Origin of the sequence: Clostridium algoriphilum, assembly GCF_020443705.1 — a bacterium.
GTDB lineage: Bacteria > Bacillota > Clostridia > Clostridiales > Clostridiaceae > Clostridium_AD > Clostridium_AD algoriphilum.
Genome location: NZ_JAIZZK010000020.1, coordinates 36,726 through 61,672, shown reverse-complemented (window position 1 = coordinate 61,672; position 24,947 = coordinate 36,726). Strand labels below are relative to the sequence as shown.

Here is a 24,947-nt window from a genome sequence, read left to right as displayed (position 1 = left end):
ATGCTAAATATGGTATTATACACGAAATATAAAATGTACATACACAAATTAAATAACTCTAAATTGCCAATCACTATCGTCATTTAATAATAATATTATTCCGTAATGCTTTCATATTATACCTATGAATATACTCATCAATAGGTTATTTTTCATTTATTTTATTTATTCATAAATAAGTTTCTAACCTTCAATGAGGTTTTTTATTGACATAAAATATTTTATAAATAAATATAAAATTTAATATATTATCAGCTTCATAATCACTACACAATTGAGTAGTAATATAATGATATGAAGAAAAAACGAGGAGTGATATTAAATAAAAATAACGTTATAATTTTATTTTTCATAATAATTCAAAATTAGAAGTGCAGTATCAGTATCACACTTAGGAGATAATAAAACTATAATCAAAGAAAGGTGGATAACATGAAGTACTTTAATGAAGAAAGTTCAAAAGTCTTAAATGAACTTAAAGTTGATAGTAGTAAGGGGTTATCTAGTTCTGATGTTAGAGAAAGACTAGAGAAGTATGGTACTAATGAATTTACTAAACAAGAAAAAGGTTCTATTTGGGACAGTGTTAAAGACGCAATAACTGAGCCTATGATGATAATACTATTAGTGGCAGCTGTAATCAGTGCACTCGTAGGAGAGTTTGCAGATGCTATTGGCATAGTATGTGCAGTAGCTATAGGACTTGGTATCGGAATATTTACAGAAGGAAAATCACAAAAGGCGGCAGATGCATTATCGAAAATGACAGAAAATATAGAGATAAAAGTATTACGTAATGGAAAGATAATGCAAGTTAATAAAATTGATTTGGTACCTGGTGATTTAGTTTCAATTGAGACTGGGGATATGGTTCCGGTTGATGGAAGACTTGTAAATGGAATAGATTTAATGGTTAGAGAAGATATGCTTACAGGGGAATCAGAGGACGTAAGTAAAGATTCAGAACTTGTAATAGAAATGGAACACATTAAAGCTAAAGATAAAACTATTGTGCAAGACCCAATTCCTGCAAAACAAAAGAATATGGTTTTCGGAGGAACACTTGTAGCTTACGGTAGAGCTAGCTTTGTAGTTACATCTACTGGTGATAAATCTGAAATGGGAGAAATAGCTAGAAACCTTAAAGAAAGTGATTTACCGACACCGCTTCAAACAAAACTAGGAGATTTAGGTGGAAATATTTCAAAAGTATCAAGTGCTATAGCCACAATATTATTTATAGTAATGATTATAAAATTGGTGGTTGCAAATGAGATATCGCCAGAAACCACAAGTGTGTTTGCATTTTTATAGTCAGTGGGACCAATAAAAACTGCGTTTGTTGTATGTGTTGCTTTAATTGTTGCGGCAGTTCCAGAAGGACTTCCAACAATGATAAATATGACACTTGCAATAACTATGCAGAAAATGGCCAAGATAAATGCACTTGTTACTAAAAAAGAAGCCTGTGAAACAATAGGTTCTGTGAGTGTAATATGCTCAGACAAAACAGGTACACTTACTCAAAATAGAATGACTGTAGAAAAAGTTTATTTAAACGGTAAGTTCAGAGAAAGAGATGAATTAAGCGAGAGTAATAACTATTTTATTGATAATTGTCTTGTGAATTCAACAGCAGATATAGAGAAAGATGATTCAGAAATTAAATATTTAGGTAGTGCAACAGAATGTGCCCTTCTTTTGTACAATGACGCCTGTGATTATGTACAAGAAAGGCAAAATGCAAAAATAGCTCATCAGATTCCATTTAGTTCAAAGAGTAAAAGAATGAGTACGGTTATCGAAGAGGAAGAAGGTTCCACAGTATTAACAAAAGGAGCACCGGAAATAATTCTTGATTTATGTAAATATGAACATGTTAATTGCATCGAAGTGGAGTTAGATGAATCTAGAAGACGCGAGATATTAGTTGAAATAGAAAAACTTCAAAAAAAATCTATGAGGGTACTTGGGTTTGCATATGGCAATTTAAGCGAAGAAGTAGCTATAGCATCAGTGCTGGGTACTTTAGAAAATGATTTAGTATTTACAGGATTCGTAGGAATAAGAGATCCTTTAAGGCTTGATGTTAACGAAGCAATAGAAACTGCTAGAAAAGCAGGGGTCGCTACAAAAATGCTTACAGGAGATAACATTAATACAGCTATTGCTATAGGAGAAGATTTGGGACTTCTTGAAGGCAGCTTTAGGGCAGTAGAGGCTACTTATATAGATACATTATCAGAGGAGGAGCTTAGGCACGAAATAACTACTATTTCAATAGTAGCCCGTTCCAAACCTGATACAAAAATGAGAATAGTTGAAGCTCTTCAAAAAAATGGTGAAGTGGTTGCAGTAACAGGCGATGGTATAAACGATGCCCCAGCGCTTACAAAAGCAGATGTAGGAATTGCTATGGGTATAGCTGGAACTGAAGTTAGTAAAAATGCAGCAGATATAATTTTAACAGATGATAGTTTTGGAACTATTGTAAAAGGAATTAAGTGGGGAAGAGGTATTTATGAGAACTTCCAAAGATTTATTCAATTCCAGATAACTGTAAATATAATTGCATTTTTAACAGCAATTTTATCTGTAGTATTTGATTTTCAAATGCCATTTACTACAATTCAACTATTGTGGGTAAACATCATAATGGATGGTCTACCAGCACTTTCACTTGGACTAGAACCAGTAAGAGCTGCTGTTTTAAACAGAAAACCTACAAATAGAAATGCCAGTATTATAACTAAACAAATGTTTAAGAGTATGGTTCTCAATGCATTATATATAACCTCTGTTATTATGATTCAGATGAAATTTGATATACTAGGAGCGGGTTTCCCTAAAGATGGGATCACAGAACCAAATGAAATGCAGACTGTATTATTTGCATTATTTGCTTTTAGTGCTTTATTTAATGCTTTCAACTGCAGAGAATTTGGAACGGATAGCATATTTAAGAACCTTATAAAAAATACTATATTCTTAAAGATAATTACGGCTACAGCAGTAACACAAATATTTGTAACTGAAGTATTCGCAAAATTCTTTAATGCAGTACCACTAACTATTACTATGTGGCTAAAGATAATTTTATTAGCTTCACTTGTAATAGTAGTAAATGAAATTGTGAAATTAATTAGCAAACCTCTTGTTAAGAAATAGGAACAGGTTGATTCAGAATCAGAAGAGAAAATGGCTGTATAGCTAAGTTAAGATAAATAAAACAGCATATTGATTTACTATTTATTTTAATGTGACTTTGAAGCCTAAATTATAGAAATCCACATTGCTTACTAAAATCAGCAATGTGGATTTTTATTTTATATTTAATAATATAATATGAGAACCTTAACTAATTCTTAACACAAGCGTTTAATTATATAATTTGGATGAGAAATCACTGGGCGGTAATTATTTTAGAGTGCTCGTTGAATTAATTATTGAAGACGAAGAACAGGCATTATAAGTCCCAATATGGATTCAATCATTAATATCAATTGGAACATCCGCAGCATTTTTGTACAGCGTATTTTCAGGTAAAACTGGGTACAAAATGTATTTTGAGACAGCCCCTTCACTAACGAAATTATACATCATTTAAGTAACTAAAATAATAGAAAATAGATTAACTTTATTTGTGCATTTCATCCTTCGTCATTTTCTCCATCATTTCGTTCATCATTTTCTCCATTATTTTCATAGTATTCATGCACGTGTGAAGCATGTGCATCTTCATATCCATAGGCATGGGCATAGGCATAGGCATCATGTTTCTAGGAATCATTGGTATGTCCATACCATACATATCATACATATTATACATTGAGTTCATATAAGTGGTCATCCAAAGATTATTACACTATTATATATATTCAAATAAGAGCTAAATGTGCAAGTAAAGGGTTATATAATTTGAGCATCTAATATTCATATTATCTTCATATGAATATGTTCTACTAAACTCATAAATAATATTAATATTAAACTTAGATTATATACAATTTGCTTTTTCCATACCTTTATAAAATTATCATACATTTCTTTAATTTTTTCAATTTTATATCCCCAATGTTTTTCTTATTTAGAAGGAAAGTATTAGCTTCATAATTACTCCAAAATTAAGTAGTAGAATAAATGTATTGAGAAAAACAATAACAGAAAAAAATTAGAGGAGTGATATTAAATGAAAAATAAAGTTATGGCTATTAACAATAGCAGGCATCCTAACAGTAGGAGGAATTTCGGTTGCATATGCAACATGTAGAAATAATTCAACTAACAATGATGTTAACAGACAAATGATGAGTTCACAAAATAGTGATAACAAATCTTCATATAATTATAGCAGAACCTATTTAACGATAGTGTTAACACTATCTTTGTTTTATTTATTTGAATCCTTGCCTTAGCAAGGGTTTAGAACTTAGCTACAAATAAAACTACATTGTATTTCTTCAAAGTATTTTTTCACTTTTCAATGTGCAATCAAAACCCTACTATTTACATTCTTGTTTTTTCATAAGTTAGTTAACACTATCTATTTAACATAATAATCAGTAAGTAAAAAGGTTAATTAATCTTACTAAGTATTGACAGTACAATGTTTTTTATTAGGTTTGATGGACTTGGTAACTGTACACCTAAAGACAGAAGAATGCTAATTATCATTGAAAATATAATCATAGCAAGATAAAACATTATTTTTTTCTTATATTTTTGTTTCCATAGCATTCTAGTTTCTAGAATTATTACGATTAAATATGCAATTATTACAAATAAAAACATCTATAATTTCCCCTTTGATTATTTTGTTGTAGGAATAGAATTGTTTGTTTTACCAGTACCCTTTATTATTAAGTGTACGTTAACTCGAGTCTTTATATTTGAAAAAATATTTTTCCTATTTTTTTTAAAACTCTCATATACTTTTGGTTTTTCTTTAGCAAAGATCTCATGGAAACCTAGTATATCGGAATCATAATTTTTCTGTAATTTATTAATTAAAAACTGCATCTCATTCGCCATTGTCTTTTCAACTTCACTTTGAAGTATCTTTAAGTTTTCAGCGTTTATAAAGTCTTTACTTCCTGTAATTTCTTCTATAGTTACAACTGGGTATATATCAATTAAAAGTGATGCAGTTTCGTTTCTATAAGATGGGGTTAATTTAGTCTTACTTTCATGCAATTCTAAAGTTATTCCGGTGTCAGAGCCTGAAAGATTTTGAAAATTAATTACTCCTTCCTTTATATTATTATTAATGAAATTTGTATATAAGGTTTCTTTTCCATCTAGATATCCTACAAGTTTATCTGATTTGAAGATAGCAGAACCATTAACACGAGAAAACATAGAACCATCATAAAGCTCGTTTGAAACTGTAGCCACTGCTTGAGACTTTCCTTCAGAAGATAGATCATCTACAAATAACCATATTTTCGATTTAGGATATCTAGGACGTATGGTTCCTGATTTCATGGTTTCATCAAGACGAAAAGAAACTACTTGATTAAGCTTATTCTTAACTTTTAAAATCTCAGCAGCGCTATTCTCCTTTGATATTAGCATCCACATATCTGGTCGAAGGTCAGAGGATCTGTTAGTCCAATCAATTACAGGAATTATACCTTCATTCGCTACGGATTCACTTATTATTATCACCTTAGTATCACTCCAAAAAAGTTTCAGACCAGTTGTTTCTATCATACTTCTCACCGCGCTAAGGATACTGTCACCTTGGGAGCTATAAAGCTCAGGACTTATAATTGATGTAGTACCAGGATCTTGTGTGGTTATAATTTCTGCTGTAACTATATATTTATTTGATATAGGATCTTTATCTATTGCTATACCGGATACTATTGCTAAAGTATCTATTTCACTATAGTTCCAACATCCACATAATATAATAGGACATATAGTTATAATTAAAATTAGCATTACTAATTTTTTTTTTTCATTTGGGGTCCCTCCTTCTTCACTTTTTCTTGCGCTTACTATTTTTTGTTAACAGCTTCGGTCTTAAATACATATTCCACCAGGGAGCTCTAATCACAGTATCTTTTATATCCTGAGCGGTGAAAGAGGGAATGTTAGTCATATAAGGTATACCAAAGGAACGTATAGACATCATATGAAGAACTAAACCCATTACCCCGAAAATATAACCGTATAAACCTAAGAAGGAAGATAATAATAAAAAAATTAGTCTTATTTCGACTAGTCCTAAAGCTTGGGGTAATAGAAAACTAGCGATTCCAGTGAGTGCACTAATTTCAACTATTGGTGCACTCACTAGTCTTGCAGTAACTGCAGCATCACCAAGTACTAAAGCACCTACTATAGTAACTGCTCCACCAACATGTTTTGGCATTCTGAGCCCTGCTTCTCTAAGTATCTCAAAAATAATGGTCATGCCCATAGTTTCTACAAGTGATGGGAAAGGTACTCCTTTTCTGGCGGTATATATACTTATAAGAAGTGAGGTGGGAATAAGTTCTTGGTGAAAAGTAACAATTGCAACATATATTGCAGGAACGCTAGTACCAAGAAAAAAACATAACCATCGAAGACTTCTTACGAAGGAGGAATACAAAAAATTGTCATAATAGTCTTCATTGCTCTGGAAAATCTCAACAAAGAGAGTTGGCAGAGTTAAAACAACAGGACTTCCATCGCAGACAACCGCAAACCTTCCTTCAAGAAGCTTACCTGCTACCACATCAGGTCTTTCTGTATTAATAACAGTCCTAAAGGGAGAGTAGGGAGCGTCTTTAATTAATTCTTCTATGTAACCAGAATCTAAAATACTATCAATATCAATATTATTGAGCCTTGTCATTAACTCTTCATGGATAGATTCCTTTGCTATTCCCTTAATATAACACACGCATACTTGAGTTTTAGTTTGTTTACCTATTTTCATAAATTCAAATTTTAAGTTGGAATTAATTAAACGCCGCCTTATAAGTGAAAGGTTTATATTCAGTGATTCGGTAAAGCCTTCTCGAGGACCCCTTACTATAGTTTCAGATTGAGGTTCTGTAATTGCCCTTGTTTTCCATCCAATTGTACTTATAGAAATTACAACATCCAAACCATCTATGAAAAGCATGGTTTTTCCGTACATAATTCCATTAATAATATCATCAAGAGAGGTTGTTTTTTTATTATCACCCGTCAAAAGTAACTTTTGCATTAATATATCCATAATGTTGTTAGTATTAATATCAGCTATATCATTTAATAATATTGGTGAGATGATACTCATGTTAATTGCTTCAATATTTGCCATTCCATCAATATATATAAGCATACATTTAATGTTAGAAAATTTTCCAATAGACAGCGTTCTATATACGAGGGTTGTGTCATTAGTAAAAATATTTTTTATCATATTTATATTTTCAGTTAATGATTTTTTTAGCTTTACATTTGAAAATTCATTTGTATTCATAAATCAAACACCCTTTATAATATCTTATTTAATTGTATAGAGATATTTTATCCAATTCATAAATATTTTAATCATAAATATTATTTTTAACACACTCAAAATACTATTTACGCTTTGATATCTAAGTACAAATAAGAGAATTAATATTGTATTGTTTTTTATTAATATATATGATAAGATAGATGTATATTGACTGCATAATAGTAGTTATTACTGAGATTAACTAGATAACAACATATCCTCTTTTTAGAATATAATTGTTAATTGGTGCTATATCTTAATATTTGAAAAAGGAGGAATGTTTAAAATGGCAGATAAAACTTTAGTTTGTAAAGACTGTGGCAAAGACTTCGTATTCACTGAAGGCGAGCAAGAATTTTACAAAGAAAAAGGATTCGACAATGAACCTCAAAGATGTGTTGATTGCAGAAGAGCAAGAAAACAACAGAACGACAGAGGATTCAGAAACTAGTGAAAAACTACAATTAACCCTATAGGGTTAATTTTTTTGTATAAAATTATATTATATAAGTTTATACACTAACTATTTAACTGAAAATTAAGAGATTAGAGTTATAGCTCCCATTAAAGTAGACAGATGAAAAAAATCTTCCTATTTTAAAGGGAGCATTTTTATGTTCTGAAATTATGCTTAATCCAGCACGTCTACACATATTTATAAAAAAGACAATTAATAATATATATAGCTAGCTTACTCGAAGGTTAAAAATTTATTCATTAAAGTAGATTTTATTAATATACTTAATAATGAAAATTAATTCTTAGGAGGTAGTTCTTGTATGGGTAATAGACATACAACCAATGAAGTTCTCAATACTTCACTACCGGTAGTTGCGGAGATAACAATATATACATTAATGGCCATTTTCGATTTAATGATGATTGGAAGATATGGAGGAAATATAGCAGTAAGTGCTGTTGGGCTGAGCAACAATTTAACGAATGCAGTTATAGGAATATTTATTACAGGTGGATTTTGCATAAGTATTGTTTCATTGGTTTCTAGACTAGTAGGTGCAAGGCAGTATAAAACAGCTGAGAAACTTGCCACAATTAGTTTTATTTTTGGCATTAGTTTTTGCTTAATTCTAGCAATTTTAGTGTTCTTGTTTGGAAAAGAACTTCTTTATATACTTGGGGCTAGAAATCAGGTATTAGAAATAGGATATTCATTTATTAGATTTAATGCTATAGCCATATTCTTTTCTATGAGTATGAGGCTCTTAAATTCTATATTAATAGGATATGGAAATACTTTTGTACCATTTATATGTTCATTAATTGTAATTTCAGTTAAAATAATTTTGAATTATATGTTAATTTTTGGTGTTGTGTTTAAATCAAGAGGGGTAGAGGGATCATCTATAGCATCGAGCGTTGCTTATTTATGTGGGTTTATATTTACTTTTTATTATACTGCATACAAGGCAAAAATAAAGTTCAAACTATTTTATATTTTCTCCATTTCGTTTAAAGATATAAAAAAGATATTAGAATTAGCTATTCCTTGTTCAATGGAAGAAGCAGTGTTTGCTGTTAGTAAATTAATATGTATTGCTATTATAATTCATTCTGGAAGTGTCTCCTTTGCGTCTGATGAAATAGCTAATATGATAGAAGGAATATCAGTTATGCCGAGTATTGGATTCGGAATTGCGGTTATTACTTTAGTAGGATTAAATACAGGGAAAAAAGATTATAAAAAGGCAAAAGGAGTTACTTATAATTGTGCTTTTTATGCTGTACTTATAATGAGCTTTTTTGGAATAATATTTTTATTTATGCCTAATATTCTTGTGAAGTTCTTTGTTAATGATAATGAGAAAAGAGTTGCTTATTTAGCCGGGAAGTGTCTAGCAATTGGAGCGGCTGAGCAACCATTCATAGGGTTATCGGCAGTGTTTGCTGGATCACTCAAGGGGATAGGTGATGTCAAGAGCCCGTTTTTTATTTGTTGTATTACAAGTTGGCTCATAAGACTTCCTTTAACATATTATTTTATTAATGTTTTAAATTACGAAATTACAGCGGTATGGTGGATTACTGCGTTTCAGTGGGGAATAGATGCACTTCTTATGTTTGTCATGTTTAAATACAAATTTAGTAAACTATTAAAAATGTCAACATCCATTGCCTATCGTAGTAAATAAACGTTAATTATGCTTAATTACAAATTGTGAATTTTATAGTGTTTTACGTGATTTGTATTATAAATAAAGGAGCTTGTTAATAAACAAGCTCCTTTAGAAAATAATGCTGAATATAATTATTTTTTAACTACTCTTTGTAATTTGAAAGTGTAGTATTAGCTGCCTGTATCGCAGATTGTACAGCATTAAGAGTGTTCTGTATTTGTTGCTTATTTTCGGCTTTTTCTACTGTGTTTGCGGCATCAGTTAAACAAGTACTTGAGTTTTGAAGTTCTGTGCATGCATCTTGAATATGTTGTTTAGCGTTCTTTTCCATTGTGAATTCCTCCTTTAGTTCTTAATAGTACTTTAATAGTATGGGTACTTATGGAGAAAAAGATACACAAATAGTAAATATTTATTTGAATAATTTATTATTTATGTGAATTTATCTATTTTTATTAGAAATATATATTAATATAAACAAGAAGATATTAATTTTTCTTGTTAGAGTATGACCATCCATTTGAGGTATTTCAATGTCAGTTATAAGGGCTGATGTCAGTGACTATTTTTCCTCACTTTCAAATAGATATAAAGATAGCATTTCATAAAAAATTATATATACTTAATATCTAGAATAGAACGGCAAGAACTTTACTTTTATATGTTAGAATATAGTTTTAAGGGAGAAGTCGAATTTAAAAATAATAAAACATAATATAAAAGTGAAATCTTCCAGTTAAATATGGTAAACTATATAGTAGCAATAAAATATTAACAGCATTATTAGAGGGTGAAGTAAAATTGATATTAAATGGCGGATGGATAGAAACTACAGAAGATAAACACGCATTTATATTGTGGGGCGAGAGTGGTGAGACTAAGTGCACAAGAAGAGGTAGGAAACCTAAAAATGCACTTCCACTATATGAAGAGATGGCTACAGTAATAGAATTGCGTAGTAAAATAAATAATTCAGCAGTAGATATAAAATATGGAAAATACAAATATGATTTTGAATCTAAAGAGCTTGATAAAAGAGAAATCAGAGGCATTACTTTTAATAACTTAGATGCATTCCATATGATTTTAAATATAGATAAAAATGGAGCGGAGAAGATAGAATTATCACAAGAACTAAAATTTTGGATTACAGTGGCAAAATTCACAGCAGAACTAATTATAAAACATAAGTATTTGCCTTCTTTAACTATTGATAGGGTAAATAATAAAGTAAATTCGCAGTGGAGATGGCATTCAAGTGACCCTGAGTATATTGATAAAAAGAAAATTCTATGCAGTAATATGCCTACGACTTGTAAATCATATTTTCAATTAGAAAATCAGGCGTTTATATACACAAATAGTACAAAACTGGTAAGTAATTTTATGGATTCCATGATTGATAGTATGGTAAGAAGTAGCTGTAGTGTTATAAACAAAGATAATGATTATTTAGAACCTGATTTTAGTAATTTAAGCAGTAATTGGATGCATTCTCTTTTTTCAGAATTACCTGAGATACCAATAGACACAGGTGATCAACTTAAAATGCTAAATGAGTATAAGAAGTGGATAGAACCTATAAAAATTAAAAACAATAATTTTGAATTTCGTACATGTTTTAAAGTCAATCCACCAAGACGAGAAGAGGAATGGACACTTGAATATTTGCTTCAAGCAAAAGATGATCTTAGCCTTATGCTACCTGCTAAAATGATTTTTGAAGAGTCCGTGGATACAATAACCTATTTGAATAAAAAATTCAATAATCCTCAAGAAAGGTTACTAGAGGATTTAGCAGCTGCATCAAAGATATTTATTCCTATTGAAAGGAGTCTTTATGATTCAGTCCCTATAGAGTGCAAGTTATCTGAAGAGGAAGCGTATTCATTTTTAAGGGAATCAGCTTATTTTTTAAAGGAAAAAGGTTTTGGTATTATTGCACCAGCCTGGTGGAAAAAACCGTCAAGGCTTTCTGTTAAATTAAAAGATAAAAAACATGTTACAAATACTAATTTGGCAGTGAAGAGTACGTTCAATATGGATACTATTCTTGAATATGATTGGAAACTTGCTTTGAATGGAAATGAGATAAGTGAGAAAGAATTTGATAAAATTTCAAATCTAAAGGTCCCTTTTATTCAATTAAGAGGTCAGTGGGTACAGGTTGATATACATCAGATTAAAACACTTTCCAAGATGAAAATGAATAAAGGCTTAAATGGGAAGATTCCTGTTGGTGAATTATTAAGACTCAACTTAAGCGATGAAGAAATAATTCCTGGAGTTAGTGTTGATACTATAGATAACCAAGAGGCCGTTGGGCATTTTTTTGAAAAGCTATTTAACTTAAATAACATACAAGAAGTTGATATTCCATTAGGGTTTAGAGGTACTCTCCGTGAATATCAAAAAAGAGGGTTTTCATGGTTAACATTTTTGAGAAATCATGGTATAGGGGCATGTCTTGCTGATGATATGGGTCTTGGAAAAACAGTGCAAAGCATATGTCTTATGCTTTATGAAAGAGAAAAGGGACTAACGGACAAACCTACTTTAATAATATGTCCTACTTCAGTTGTTGGAAACTGGGAAAGGGAAATTGAAAAGTTTGCACCTAACCTTAAATCTGCTATCCACCACGGAAATAGTAGATGGAGTTACGAAAATTTTAGCGAAGAGATTCACAAAAATGAGGTTATTATTACAACTTATGCGCTAATAGTAAGAGATAGAGATCTATTCCAAAAGGAAGAATGGGCAGGTATAATATTAGATGAAGCTCAAAACATAAAAAATAGTGCGTCCAAACAAACACACTATATAAAAACTCTAAAAGCAGAATATAAGGTTGCTCTAACAGGAACACCAGTTGAAAATAGACTTTCAGATTTGTGGTCTATTATGGACTTTTTAAATAAAGGATATTTGTACAATTGGTCAACATTTAGAAGTGAATTTGCAGTGCCTATAGAGAGAGATGGAGATCCTAATAAAAGTAATAAATTAAAGAAAATAATTGCTCCATTTGTCCTAAGGCGTCTTAAAACTGATACAAATATTATTAAAGATTTACCAGAAAAAATTGAGACTAAGGAATATGCATCGTTAACAAAAGAGCAGGCCACTTTATATCAAGCTGTGGTAAAAGATTGTTTAAATAAGATAGATAATTCTGAAGGTATTCAGCGTCGAGGTCTTATCATTTCCTCGTTAACAAAATTCAAGCAAATATGTAATCATCCTGTACAGTTTTTAAAAGATAATGGGGAGATTGAAGGCCGTTCTGGAAAACTTGAAAGGCTTCTAGAAATGCTTGAAGTTGTTATAGAAGAAGGGGATAGGTCATTAGTATTTACTCAATTTGCAGAAATGGGACATATCCTAGAATCTGAGATTGAGAAAAAACTGGGGGTTAAAACATTATTTTTACATGGTGGAACCAGCAGAAAAAAAAGAGAAGAATTAATTAATGTTTTTCAAGATGATAGCAATGAACCGATGGTATTTATATTATCTTTAAAGGCTGGAGGGCTTGGTCTAAACTTAACAAAAGCAAACCATGTATTTCATTTTGATAGGTGGTGGAATCCTGCTGTTGAAAATCAAGCAACAGATAGAGCATTCAGAATAGGGCAACTTAAAAATGTTCATGTGCATAAATTTATATGTATGGGAACGCTTGAAGAAAAAATAGATGTTATGCTAGAGAAAAAGCAGGCACTCGCTGAAAGTGTAGTCTCAACTAATGAAAACTGGATATCAGAGATGAGTAATAAGGAGCTACGCGAACTATTTATATTAGAGCATGACAACAAATCTTAAAATCAACATATAAAAGATAACAATTATGGTGAAAATGTAATAATTGTTATCTACGCAATGATAGAGGCAAGGAGATGTAAGCTTGTGACTGGAAGAATAAGAAATGAATTTGGTAGTAACTGGTGGTCAAAAAAGTGGAATAACGCAATTTCGAGTTTTACTATTAGTTCTAGAGTTGATAGTGGACGTGAATATGCAAGAGCGGGGAATGTACTAAAAATTGAAATATCAAAGGGAGAAGTAGATGCAGAAGTTAAGGGAAGCAATTTAGTACCCTATAAAGTAAATATGAAAATTGAAAGTTTCACGAAGCAGCAGTGGGAAAAAATTATGCATATCATGGCTAGAAAAGCTATATTTTGTGCTAAACTTTTAAATGGAGAAATGCCAGAAAATATAGAGGAAGCATTTAAAGAAGGTGGAGCTCCTCTTTTTCCTAAAAAACAAATACATTTAGTAACTCATTGTTCATGCACAGATATTGCAAATCCATGCAAACATATAGCGGCAGTTCATTATATGCTTGGGCTTGAATTTGATAAAGATCCCTTTGTAATTTTAAAGCTAAGGGGCATGGACAAAGAAAAGTTTTTAAGTGCACTTAGAATTTTAAGAAGTGGCAATGAAGGAGATAGGGTTAAAAGAAAAGCAAAAATACATCGCAGATCACGAAAAACTATTGAAGATTTAAAGAGAGAATTTGAAGATTTCAATAGAGTGGACGAGGATGTATTAAATATGAAATTTTCTTATGTAACACCTGAAGTTAAGCACGGAGTTATAAAAACCTTAGGTATCCCAGAATTCTGCATTGACGAGGATGAGTTTAGATGTAAAATGAGGACTGCGTATACAAGCACTGAAGAGGAGACTAGAAAGTATATAAGTAAAAATGAGGGTAATTAAGCATCATGATCTGCTAGGAGATAATTTATATGAAGAAACTTATAAAGTTAACAAAAGGAAATAGAATATTATACATTACAGCAATACTTTCTATAGCAGTAGCAACATTTATAGCAATGATTGAGCCTATGGTGATAAAAATAACAATAGATTCGGTAATAGGAAGTAAATCAATGGACGTTCCAGAAGTTGTGCAAAAGCTAATTAACGTAGTGGGTGGCAAAGAGGGACTTATAACAAATTTATGGATATGTGCTTTAAGTCTTGTAATTTTAACATGTATAAGAGGAGTTTTCTTATTCTTAAGTGGAAATTTTTCTGCGCGTGCTGCAGAAAATATTGCAAGAAATATGAGAGTAAAACTTTATGATCACATTCAAAATTTGCCATATGAGTATCATGTTAAAGCAGATTCAGGAGACTTAATTCAAAGATGCACCTCTGATGTTGAAACCGTTAGAAAATTTTTTGCAACCCAGATGGTGGAAATAGGAAGAGCATTTTTTATAGTAGCATTTGCAATAATAATGATGTTGTCACTTAATAAAAAGATGACTATTATTGCAATGATAACAGTTCCAGTAATTTTTATATTCTCTTATGTGTTTTTTTATAGGATAAAAAACACCTTTGAAAAAGCTGATGAGCAAGAGGGAGTTTTAACAACAGTTCTCCAAGAAAATTTAAATGCAGTTAGAGTTGTAAAAGCTTTTGGAAGACAAAAATTTGAAATGGAAAAATATGAGAAAGAGAATAAGAAATATCGAGATTATAGTTTTAAATTAGTTGAGTTAGAATCAGTTTATTGGGCTACATCGGATATTCTATGCATGACTCAAATTGGTTTAGTTTTAGTTGCAGGTATATATTTTGCAGTTAATGGAGTAATAAGTTTAGGTACTTTGGTTGTGTTTAATACATATGAAGGAATGTTATTGTGGCCAGTTAGGCAGCTGGGTAGAATACTCACTGATATGGGAAAGATGTCTGTTTCTCTTCAGAGGATAACAAAAATTCTAGATGCGAGCGTTGAAAAAGAATATGGAAAAGAACTTAAACCGAAAATAAAAGGAGATATAAGTTTTAATAATGTAAACTTTGAATACGAGAATGGTAATGAAATTCTTCACGGTATAACTTTTACGATAAAGCAGGGTGAAACAGTTGCTATTATTGGCCCAACTGGTTCAGGTAAGTCATCACTAGTACATCTATTATTAAGACTTTATGACTACAATAGTGGTTCGATAAAAGTTGATGGAGTAGAACTTAAGGATATTGAGAGAAAGCATATGAGAAGTAATGTAGGAATAGTGCTTCAGGAGCCATTCCTTTATTCAAGAACTATAAAGGAAAATATTAAAATGGCAAAGATGCATTCAAAAGACATAGAAATATATAGTGCGGCGACTGTAGCGGCTGTGCATAATGTTATAACGACCTTTGAGAAGGGGTATGATACTATTGTAGGTGAAAAGGGAGTTACTTTATCAGGTGGCCAAAGGCAAAGAGTTGCAATAGCAAGGACACTTGTTAAAGAGATGCCTATATTGATTTTTGATGATTCCTTAAGCGCGGTGGATACTGAAACGGATAGAGTTATAAGAGAAAAACTTAAAAAGAAAAGTGAAAACAACACTACCTTCATAATTTCTCACAGAATATCTACTGTAATGAATGCAGATAAAATTATTGTACTAAATCATGGTAAAATTCAAGTTATAGGTACTCATGATGAGCTAATTAAAAAAGATGGTATCTATAAAAGAATATGGGAGATACAGACATCACTTGATGCACTAAACGACTAAAAGAAGATAAGTTATGAGTTAAAGGCAGGTAATGTTATGGCTAGAATACATAAACACAAATCAATAGAAAAAATAGATATAGGTATATGGAGAAAACTTTATAAATACCTTTCAGAATTTAAAAATGGACTTATGTTTTTGGCCCTCTTAATGGTTGGAGTTGCAGGAATAGACGTAGTGATGCCATTACTTACAAAATATGCAATTGACAATTTCATAGTGAAAAAAACTGTAGATGGGCTTACAATATTTGCAATAGTATTTTTTTGCGTAATTGTTTTTCAAGCATTAAATGTAAGATTATTTATATTAAATGCGGGTAAAATAGAAACACATCTGGCTTATCATATAAGAAAGCTTGGGTTTAAAAGGCTCCAAGAGTTATCTACTTCATATTATGATAACTCCTCTGTAGGATGGCTTATGGCAAGAATGACTTCAGATGTAACAAAACTTAGCGAAATAATATCCTGGGGACTAATTGATATGATATGGGCATTAGTAACCATGACTGGTTTTATAGGAGTAATGCTTTATAATAATGTAAGGTTAACCCTTATATGTATGAGTGTAGTACCACTATTGTTTTTAATAGGAATATTTTTTCAAAAGAAAATATTAAAATCATATAGAAAAGTTAGAAAATTAAATTCACGATTAACCGCGGATTTTAGTGAAGAGGTATCTGGTGCTAAAACTACTAAAACACTTGTTCGCGAAGAAGAAAACTTAAAAGAATTTAGAATAGATGCAGGTAAAATGCGAAGTTCGTCAGTTAAGGCAGCGGTTTTTTCTGCTTTATTTCTTCCAATTGTTATATCTATGGGGAGTCTAGGAGTAGGTTTTGTTTTATGGCTAGGAGGAAAAAGTATCATAGCAGGATCACTATCTTATGGTACCTTTGTAATGTTTATTGCTTATACAGTACAGTTCTTTGATCCTATAAGTCACCTAGCTGGAACAATTGCAGAACTTCAGAATGCACAAGCCTCTGCGGAGAGAATTATAGCACTAATCGAAACAAAGCCAGACATATGGGATAGCAAAGATGTAATCGCGAAATACGGAGATTTATTTTATGCGAAAGGAGAAAACTGGGAAGAAATAAGGGGAGATATCCAGTTTAAAGATGTATGGTTTAAATATAAAAACGGAGAAAAGGTTTTTGAAAATTTTAATCTTAAAGTAAATAAAGGTGAAACTATAGCACTAGTTGGAGAAACAGGTTCAGGTAAAAGCACTTTTGTTAATTTACTTTGTAGATTTTATGAGCCAGATAGTGGTGAAATATTAATTGATGGCAAAGATTATAGAGAAAGATCACTGCTGTGGCTTCAATCAAACATTGGATATGTGCTTCAAAGCCCACATTTATTTAGTGGAACAATTAGAGATAATATTATGTATGGAAAATTAGATGCAACGCAGATAGAAGTTGAAAATGCAGCAAAGCTTGTAAACGCTCATAATTTTATAAGTAAGTTAGATAAGAAGTATAATACACAGGTTGGCGAAGGTGGAGGTAATTTATCTACGGGAGAGAAACAGCTTGTTTCCTTTGCGAGGGCTATTGTAGCAGATCCTGCACTATTCATACTGGATGAAGCTACATCATCTATAGATACGGAAACAGAAAGAATGATACAAGACGCTATAGAAAAGGTACTTAATGACAGAACTAGCTTTGTTGTTGCTCATAGACTTTCAACCATAGTATCTGCAGATAAAATTCTTGTTATAAGAAATGGAAAGATTACAGAATCAGGAACTCACAGAGATTTACTAAAAGAAAAAGGATATTATTATAATTTATACACAAATCAGTTGCTAGAAGATAAGGAAATGGAAAGTAAAACGGTGCTTACTTAAAAAAGTAGATTAACAAATAAAGAAGGAAACCTGATAAATACAGGTTTCCTTCTTTGCTTATATCTTAATTAAAATTTTGACTTAATCTTTCAATAACACGTTTCTCACCCATAACTTGCATTACCTCATGTAAATCTTGAGTTTGTGTTCTATTAGTTAGTGCTACTCTTACTATTGTGGCAACATCTGATAACAGGCCTTTAAATAGGTCAGGATTCTTTTTATAAGTTTTTGCATTTTTTGCATATCCAAGTTCTAAAGAAAGTTCTTTAAGAGTTGCAAACCAAGTGTCATTATCATGAGAATAATCATATACATCTATATAGCTTGTAAGGACCCTTCTTACTTCGTCCATTGGTATATGAGTAGGGAAATTGTAGCTATCAATAATACTGTTTTTATAGAGGTCATCAAAGAAATATTCAATATGTTCTTTTACATCTAACCATTTTACAAAATCTTTTCTTGGTTTGTCATTTTCTCTCTCTATATTAAATATATTTTTTGCATAATCTTCATGCTCAATTAACTCATTTGCAAATGCAGTATCATAATTTTTAGCCCAATCAAGATAAAGTCCGTAAACAGTATCAGCACTCATGTTTGCTATAACATTTTTACTAATATCGTTAAGTTTTAAAATATCAAATAATGCTCCACTTTTGCTCATGTTTTCAAGAGTAATATTAAAACTTGTGCAAGGTTCATTCTCGTTTGCATATCTCCACTCTTGAAATTCTGAATTGATAAGATTTACAAGATACTCAGTTACAGATATAAAAGGATAACCTTGAGATTTATAAAAACTCATGGAAATCTCAGGGTCTTTTCTCTTGCTGAGTTTACGTTTTGATGTTCCATCCATTTTCATAATTGTAGGTATATGAGCATATTGTGGAGCGGTAAAGCCTAACATTTCAAATAATTGCAAATGTATAGGGAGAGATGACAACCACTCCTCACCTCGTATTACATGGGTTGTTCCCATTAAATAATCATCTACAGCATGGGCAAAATGATATGTTGGAATTCCGTTTGTTTTCAGAATTACAATATCTTGGTCGTTTTCTGGCATACTTATAGTACCTTTAATTAAATCATTACAAACTACTCTTCTACCGGATTCCTCAGGTGATCTAAGTCTTATAACATAAGGTGTACCCTTTGCTAACTCCTCATTAACTTCTTCAATTGTGGAATTCCTGTGAACAGCCCATTTCCCATGATACCCTGTATTAATTTTAAGTTCCTGTTGAATTTTTCTTGTTTCGTCTAATGCTTCTTCAGTGCAAAAGCAAGGGTATGCTAAACCTTTTTTTATTAAAGATTTTACGAAAGCATGATAGATATTAATTCTGTCGCTTTGTTTATATGGTCCATATGCACCTTTTTCAGTAGTGGAATCTATAACTCCTTCATCAAAGTTAATACCAAAATCTCTTAAGGTATTAGTGCAATCTTCAATGGCACCAACTACTTCTCTCTTTTTGTCAGTATCTTCTACTCTAAAATAAAATATACCTTGACTTTGATGAGCTAATCTTTCAGATATGAGAGCAGCAAATACACCTCCAAGATGCTGGAAACCAGTGGGGCTTGGGGCATATCTTGTAACCATAGTATTAGGTTTAAGATGTCGTTTTGGGTAAAGATCTCTATAGTATTCAGGAGTTTCGTGTATCGTTGGTAATAATAAATCTGCTAGTTTTAAATAATCCATTTTAATCATCCTCTCTTATGTAAGTTATTGAATCCAAAATAAAAAACCTCTCGTCCTATAATATAATAGGACGAAAGGTAAACTTCCGCGGTGCCACCTAAATTGATGTAGAGACATATCAAAATGCCCAAATCCACTCGTAAGCAGTATTTAATATTACTGCACTTTTATAACGGAAAGTTTCCGTTAGACTTAATCAAATATTTCAGTCCACTGCTCCAGAGTTTCTTTTTGTAGTTTCAAATACCAAATTTCCACCAGCATTGGCTCTCTTTAAATTGAGATTATACATACTTCTCTCTTTCATTACATTTAACTTTAATTATACATATATTAATTATAATGTCAACACATAACTATTGATAATTATATAAAATCAATTAAATGAGGGCGGAAATTTTATATAATGGCGTTGGATAAAATGTATTGGGTATAAGGAGTTGTAAGTTATAAGAGATGAAACACCCTAAATGAATTTTTATAAACATTAACCATATACTGGTAACATAAAAATTACAAGGTTAAAGGAGTGGCTACTATTCAATGAGTAAGTATAATGCAACTTGGTTAAAACGATTACAATTGATAAACAGGAATTAATTCTTGGAATGTATAGGTTTTCAAAAGTGTGATATAATATATAAATAGGAAGTGAGTTGATAAAAATATGGGAGCATTAGTTCTACTCAGTGGTTTTACTGACAAAGACAATATAAATTTAAAAAGAAAAATGAGAGAAATGTTTTTGGAAAAAAAATACACTTTAAGTTATATACCTTCGATTACTGATAGAACACTAAAACATTTTGAAAAAACTAAAATAAAATTAAGTGAATATGGAAATTTTAATTTTAATTATTTTGATATAGATGATTTTTGTGATATAGATAAAATAGAAAAGATATTTCAGTCTGAAATTATATATTTATCAGGGGGGAATACCTATTATTTCTTAAATAATTTAAGAAAAAGATATTTAATAACTAGAATTAGAAAGTATATTGATAATGGAGGTTACATTATAGGATTATGCGCAGGGGCAATAATGATGGCAAAGGATATATCGTCTGCACAGTTTTATAGCACGGATATAGTAGGGTTATCAAATTTGTCATCTTTAGCCCTAGTTGATTTTGACTTTATGCCACATTGGAATCTGAATAATTACTATTTAGAAGATTTAAAAAAATATTCTAACAATACAGGGAATACAGTTTATACATGTAATGATGGAGATGGAATTATTGTAATGGATAATGAATTGCATTTTTATGGAGATATAAATATGATAAAAGAAGGCAAAATAGGGCAAGTTTAAGTAAAAGTCGATGTAATAATTTAAATTATACATCGACTTTTACTTAAACTTGTCTAGCCTATAGGAATAACTTAAGCGGTTGCATTAGCAAGTCTGGCTTTAAATTTAGCTTTATTTTTCTTGTAAATTTGATGCCTCTCTAATATTTCGAGTGAAGTATAAGTGTATTTAATGAAAATAGTAGCTGTAATAAACGATATCATATCTGATACGGGATAGGCAAGCCATGCTCCTAGTACACCCATTCCTAAACCACTTATGAACGCATATACAAGTGGTATAAATATTATTATCTGCCTAAAAATAGACAACTTAAAGGAGGTTTTAACTCTATTTATAGCTTGGCAGTACGCAATAGACAAATAATATACCCCAATGCATGGGAATACAGATATAACTATTCTAAATGCATTTGTTGTCTGTTCTATAATAGCATTATCACTTATAAATAAACCTATAAGTTGTTTTGAAAAAATCATGAATATTGCCCATAATATAGTTGAACTAACTGAAACCGCAATTAGTGATGTTTTAACAACTTCCTTTAATCTTGTATAATTTCCTGCACCATAATTATATGCGGCAATAGGTTGCATAGCTGAGCTTATGCCCATGATAGTCATAAATAAAAACATTGAAACCCTAGTAGTTAAACCAACGGTCACTATAGCTAAGTCTCCACCATAGGAGAATAGTAGATTGTTTAATATAGCAGCTACTACAGCATCTGATATTTCTACTATAAAGGTTGAAAATCCAACGCATATAATTCCAATAGATACAGTTTTGTTAAGAGTTAACTTAAAAGAAAATTTTAAGCACATTTTTAATTTTATAAATACAATCAGAACATACATAAAACCTATTATTTGAGATATAATGGTTGCTATAGCAGCTCCTTTTACACCATATGAATATATATTTACTAGAAAATAATCTAGAATTACATTACAAACGGCTCCTATAGAGGTACTTAATAATACTATTTTTGTGTCTCCAAAAGCAGTTATAACATAAGAAGCAATTACAGTGAAAGATTGAAATAAGACACCAATTAAGATTATACTTATATAATCTTTTGCAAGAGGAAATGTATTTTCTGAGGCCCCTAGACTGTTAAGAATGATATCTTGGAAAAAATAGATACCAGTAGCAACTATGGTTACTATTATAAACATGAGAATCATAGCATTAGGTATAATAGTTTTTAAACTTTCAAAATCTTTGTCTCCGCAGCTTCTTGAAACAGCGGTTGAAGCACCTATAGCTATTAGCATAGATATAGCAAAAAAAAGTCTCTGTATTGGAAATGTTATGGTTAAAGCTCCGATAGCATTAGCCCCTATGGCTTGCCCCAAAAACATAGAATCCACCATGTTGTACATTTCTGCTACCATTAATGAAATGATTGCTGGAACTGAAAATTTTAATAATAGCTTCCCAATTTTTTCTTCGCCAAACATTTTATTACTTTCTGTGACGTTACTCATTGTCATGAAATCCACTTCTCCTTGAAAATTTTACTTTCTATAGTATTATTCTACGTCAATATGAAATAATTAGCATCCACACACTTGCTACATAAAAAGTACAAAGTTGCTAACCTGTAAGAATTCATTTTGTTTAAATAACAAAAAAACACCCTAAAACAGGTGTTTTTGTACTTCTTGGAGTACTATTAGGGTAGATCCATAGCCTTCTATTTTTATTATGTCATTATAAACTGCCGTTTTTTTAGCATAAGATAAAGAAACATTAGGAGCAGATATCTTAGTTAGAATCTTCCATTCATCATAACCAAGTCTTTTTGGTTTTCCCATGCGTAACCAAATATCATAGGCTGATCCAACTTTTTCTCCAATTTCATATTTAATAACTTTATAGTCATGTACTAAATTTTTAATGGATAAGGATATTTTTCTCTCAGTAATATTTTTACTACCTTTACCTTTATATAAATCTTCTAACTTTATTAGTGTATTAAGTTCATCGCTGTAACTATAAAGTAATACTTGGATATCTTCGTCTTGTCTCGTGATAATGTATCCATCACCCTGCTGTAACACCTCATTCCCTAGCTTTGATAATAAATAGTAGGAATAGTAGGAAGCCTTTTTTATTCCGTCTAAGGTAAGCAGACCAGGAGAACCAAAAAATAATTCGTTATTTAAAATTGAGTTTTCCTCTACAGTATCAAAAGCTTTTAGGGTAAGTAGACTACTAGTATCGTTAATAAAATTATGGATAATGTATGGAAGCATATAGGAGGAATCATATATAGTATTTATAGCTGGTTGAACATTAAAAGGATTTTCTATTAAACTTTGCAACTTGTATTTTTCAAATGTTTCTCGCGTAATATTTATGTACTCTATAGATAAATCACTAGAAGCTTGAAATTTCCATAGCTTTACTCTTTCAATTCCATATATATCAGCAAAATATTGTATAAAACTTTCTAAAAGTTTTATGAATGAATTTCTATCTTTAAAAATTTGATTTAAGATTATTAATGGAGTAAGAGATATATCCATTAAAAATTCTAAAAGCTTTTCAACTTCATTCCAGTTTAGGAAATTAACATTTTCATTAAAATATATTTTCATTTCTTTACCAAATAAGTTTTGAACTATGCCATTTTTGAAACCTATAACCTCTTGAATAGATCTTAAATATCCTTGTTCCCGTGCTTTAATAAGTTCTTTTGCTTGACCTAGATTTATTTTTAACTTCCATTTATGTTGCAACTCTGTACTTTGAAATGTTAAGTCTGTTTGGAGTTTAATAATTTTGTTTGTATAGTTGAATCTATCATAGTCTTCAAGGTAGTAAGATAAATACTGCAGTGATCCAGATAGATCATAAGTTTGCAAACTTTTGCAGCTATCAAGTTTTTCTTCTGGTACATAATATTTTTTCCTGAATTGTAGTGGAGTGCATTTATAGTGTTCCTTAAAGCTCTTATTATAATATCTAGCATGTGAAAAACCAACATCTAGAGAAATATCCGATATAGTTTTATCTGTATCTAATAACAATTTTACAGATTCATCTACCCGTACATTATTTACTAATTCTTTAAAATTAGTCCCTGACATGTCTTTTATTTGATGGCATAAATAGTATGAACTTAAATATTCAAGATTTGCTATATCTTGTAAACTGATTTTATTCATGTAGTTATTATAGATGTATTTGATAATTCTATGATACCTTTGAAATTGAATTACATTTTCTTTTAAATCTTTTTCATCATAAGTAAGATAGTGAAAATTATTAATTAAATGGAATAATAACTTTACTAAAATAGACTCTATTTGATCGTCGAAATTCTCGTTTTTTTGTATTACTTCACAGGCTAAAATAGATAAATATTTTCTTAGAATATCATACTTTTCTTCCTGCTGTGCACCTTCTTCGCTGGAGTTCGTATAAAAATAAATGTTTTTCATATCATCATAATATTTTTCGAAAAATGCAGGGTCTAAGTGAAAGATTAAAACCTTATTGTTTTCATTTGAATAAATTCTGTGGGATTCATCGCAATTTATAATTTCAAGCTCGCGAGCATAAACTTCATAACTTCCGGATTCTATAAGTACATTAATATTACCCTCAAGCACAAAAATTATCTCTATAGAATTATGCCAATGTATTGGATAGTCTTTTATATTCTCAAGTGAAATGCTTATAGGTAAATCGTTTATATAACTTATATATTCTTTTCTCATATTAGTAACCTCTTCTTTAACGATTATGTATATAAATATTATACATCTTAAAATGGATTATATTAATTATGGCGCATATTATATCCGATAAAAAGATATTATGTTTATTTTATTATTTTGTCAATAAGAATTTAAATTATCATTATAAT

The 24,947-nt window shown here is 30.6% G+C and carries 15 protein-coding genes, 1 pseudogene and 1 other annotated feature; of the genes and pseudogenes, 8 read left to right on the top strand and 8 right to left on the bottom strand.

Features of this window, described 5'->3' with window-relative positions:
* Window positions 1-432 precede the first annotated feature (432 nt).
* Window positions 433-3,168, top strand: a pseudogene (locus LGK95_RS14520) (calcium-translocating P-type ATPase, PMCA-type).
* A gap of 469 nt (window positions 3,169-3,637) precedes the next feature.
* Here the strand turns inward: LGK95_RS14520 and LGK95_RS14515 are convergent.
* From LGK95_RS14515 to LGK95_RS14500, 4 genes are all read right to left on the bottom strand, one after another.
* Window positions 3,638-3,838 carry a hypothetical protein gene (locus tag LGK95_RS14515; RefSeq protein ID WP_226125500.1) on the bottom strand — a complete coding sequence of 67 codons (201 nt, stop codon included), beginning with the start codon at window positions 3,836-3,838 and terminating at the stop codon, window positions 3,638-3,640.
* A 737-nt stretch (window positions 3,839-4,575) separates the two neighbouring features.
* Window positions 4,576-4,791, bottom strand: a complete 216-nt coding sequence (locus LGK95_RS14510) for a hypothetical protein (protein ID WP_226125499.1) — start codon at window positions 4,789-4,791, stop codon at window positions 4,576-4,578.
* A gap of 18 nt (window positions 4,792-4,809) precedes the next feature.
* On the bottom strand, window positions 4,810-5,946 hold the full coding sequence (locus tag LGK95_RS14505) for a Ger(x)C family spore germination protein (protein WP_226125498.1): 1,137 nt from the start codon (window positions 5,944-5,946) through the stop codon (window positions 4,810-4,812).
* Window positions 5,947-5,983: 37 nt separating this feature from the next.
* Complete coding sequence (locus LGK95_RS14500) at window positions 5,984-7,462, bottom strand: spore germination protein (protein WP_226125497.1); 1,479 nt, start codon at window positions 7,460-7,462, stop codon at window positions 5,984-5,986.
* 307 nt (window positions 7,463-7,769) lie between these two features.
* Here LGK95_RS14500 and LGK95_RS14495 point away from each other — a divergent pair, with 307 nt between their 5' ends.
* Window positions 7,770-7,934, top strand: coding sequence for a zinc-ribbon domain-containing protein (locus LGK95_RS14495; RefSeq protein WP_165413014.1), 165 nt, complete (start codon window positions 7,770-7,772; stop codon window positions 7,932-7,934).
* A 328-nt stretch (window positions 7,935-8,262) separates the two neighbouring features.
* On the top strand, window positions 8,263-9,633 hold the full coding sequence (locus LGK95_RS14490; RefSeq protein WP_226125496.1) for an MATE family efflux transporter: 1,371 nt from the start codon (window positions 8,263-8,265) through the stop codon (window positions 9,631-9,633).
* 127 nt (window positions 9,634-9,760) lie between these two features.
* Here LGK95_RS14490 and LGK95_RS14485 read toward each other — a convergent pair whose 3' ends face one another.
* Window positions 9,761-9,949: a hypothetical protein gene (locus tag LGK95_RS14485; protein WP_226125495.1), complete on the bottom strand. Its 189-nt coding sequence runs from the start codon at window positions 9,947-9,949 to the stop codon at window positions 9,761-9,763.
* Window positions 9,950-10,419: 470 nt separating this feature from the next.
* Here LGK95_RS14485 and LGK95_RS14480 point away from each other — a divergent pair, with 470 nt between their 5' ends.
* Genes LGK95_RS14480 through LGK95_RS14465 form a run of 4 tightly spaced genes read left to right on the top strand, consistent with a single transcriptional unit; the run spans window position 10,420 to window position 18,029 of the window.
* A complete protein-coding gene (locus tag LGK95_RS14480) occupies window positions 10,420-13,443 on the top strand; it encodes a DEAD/DEAH box helicase (RefSeq protein WP_226125494.1) in 3,024 nt (1,007 codons plus the stop codon).
* Window positions 13,444-13,500: 57 nt separating this feature from the next.
* Entirely contained in the window at window positions 13,501-14,349 is an 849-nt protein-coding gene (locus LGK95_RS14475; RefSeq protein WP_226125493.1) for an SWIM zinc finger family protein, read from the top strand.
* Window positions 14,350-14,378: 29 nt separating this feature from the next.
* Complete coding sequence (locus LGK95_RS14470) at window positions 14,379-16,160, top strand: ABC transporter ATP-binding protein (protein ID WP_226125492.1); 1,782 nt, start codon at window positions 14,379-14,381, stop codon at window positions 16,158-16,160.
* 36 nt (window positions 16,161-16,196) lie between these two features.
* Window positions 16,197-18,029: an ABC transporter ATP-binding protein gene (locus LGK95_RS14465; RefSeq protein ID WP_226125491.1), complete on the top strand. Its 1,833-nt coding sequence runs from the start codon at window positions 16,197-16,199 to the stop codon at window positions 18,027-18,029.
* A gap of 64 nt (window positions 18,030-18,093) precedes the next feature.
* Here the strand turns inward: LGK95_RS14465 and gltX are convergent, their stop codons facing one another.
* Entirely contained in the window at window positions 18,094-19,749 is a 1,656-nt protein-coding gene (gltX, locus tag LGK95_RS14460; protein ID WP_226125490.1) for a glutamate--tRNA ligase, read from the bottom strand.
* 63 nt (window positions 19,750-19,812) lie between these two features.
* Window positions 19,813-20,065, bottom strand: a binding site (T-box leader).
* 351 nt (window positions 20,066-20,416) lie between these two features.
* On the opposite strand from gltX, the gene LGK95_RS14455 reads away from it, so the two are divergent.
* Window positions 20,417-21,067, top strand: coding sequence for a Type 1 glutamine amidotransferase-like domain-containing protein (locus LGK95_RS14455; RefSeq protein WP_226125489.1), 651 nt, complete (start codon window positions 20,417-20,419; stop codon window positions 21,065-21,067).
* Between the two features lie 71 nt (window positions 21,068-21,138).
* Here LGK95_RS14455 and LGK95_RS14450 read toward each other — a convergent pair whose 3' ends face one another.
* Both LGK95_RS14450 and LGK95_RS14445 read right to left on the bottom strand, forming a co-directional pair.
* A complete protein-coding gene (locus tag LGK95_RS14450) occupies window positions 21,139-22,557 on the bottom strand; it encodes an MATE family efflux transporter (RefSeq protein WP_226125488.1) in 1,419 nt (472 codons plus the stop codon).
* 153 nt (window positions 22,558-22,710) lie between these two features.
* Entirely contained in the window at window positions 22,711-24,798 is a 2,088-nt protein-coding gene (locus LGK95_RS14445; protein ID WP_226125487.1) for a helix-turn-helix domain-containing protein, read from the bottom strand.
* Window positions 24,799-24,947: the final 149 nt, after the last annotated feature.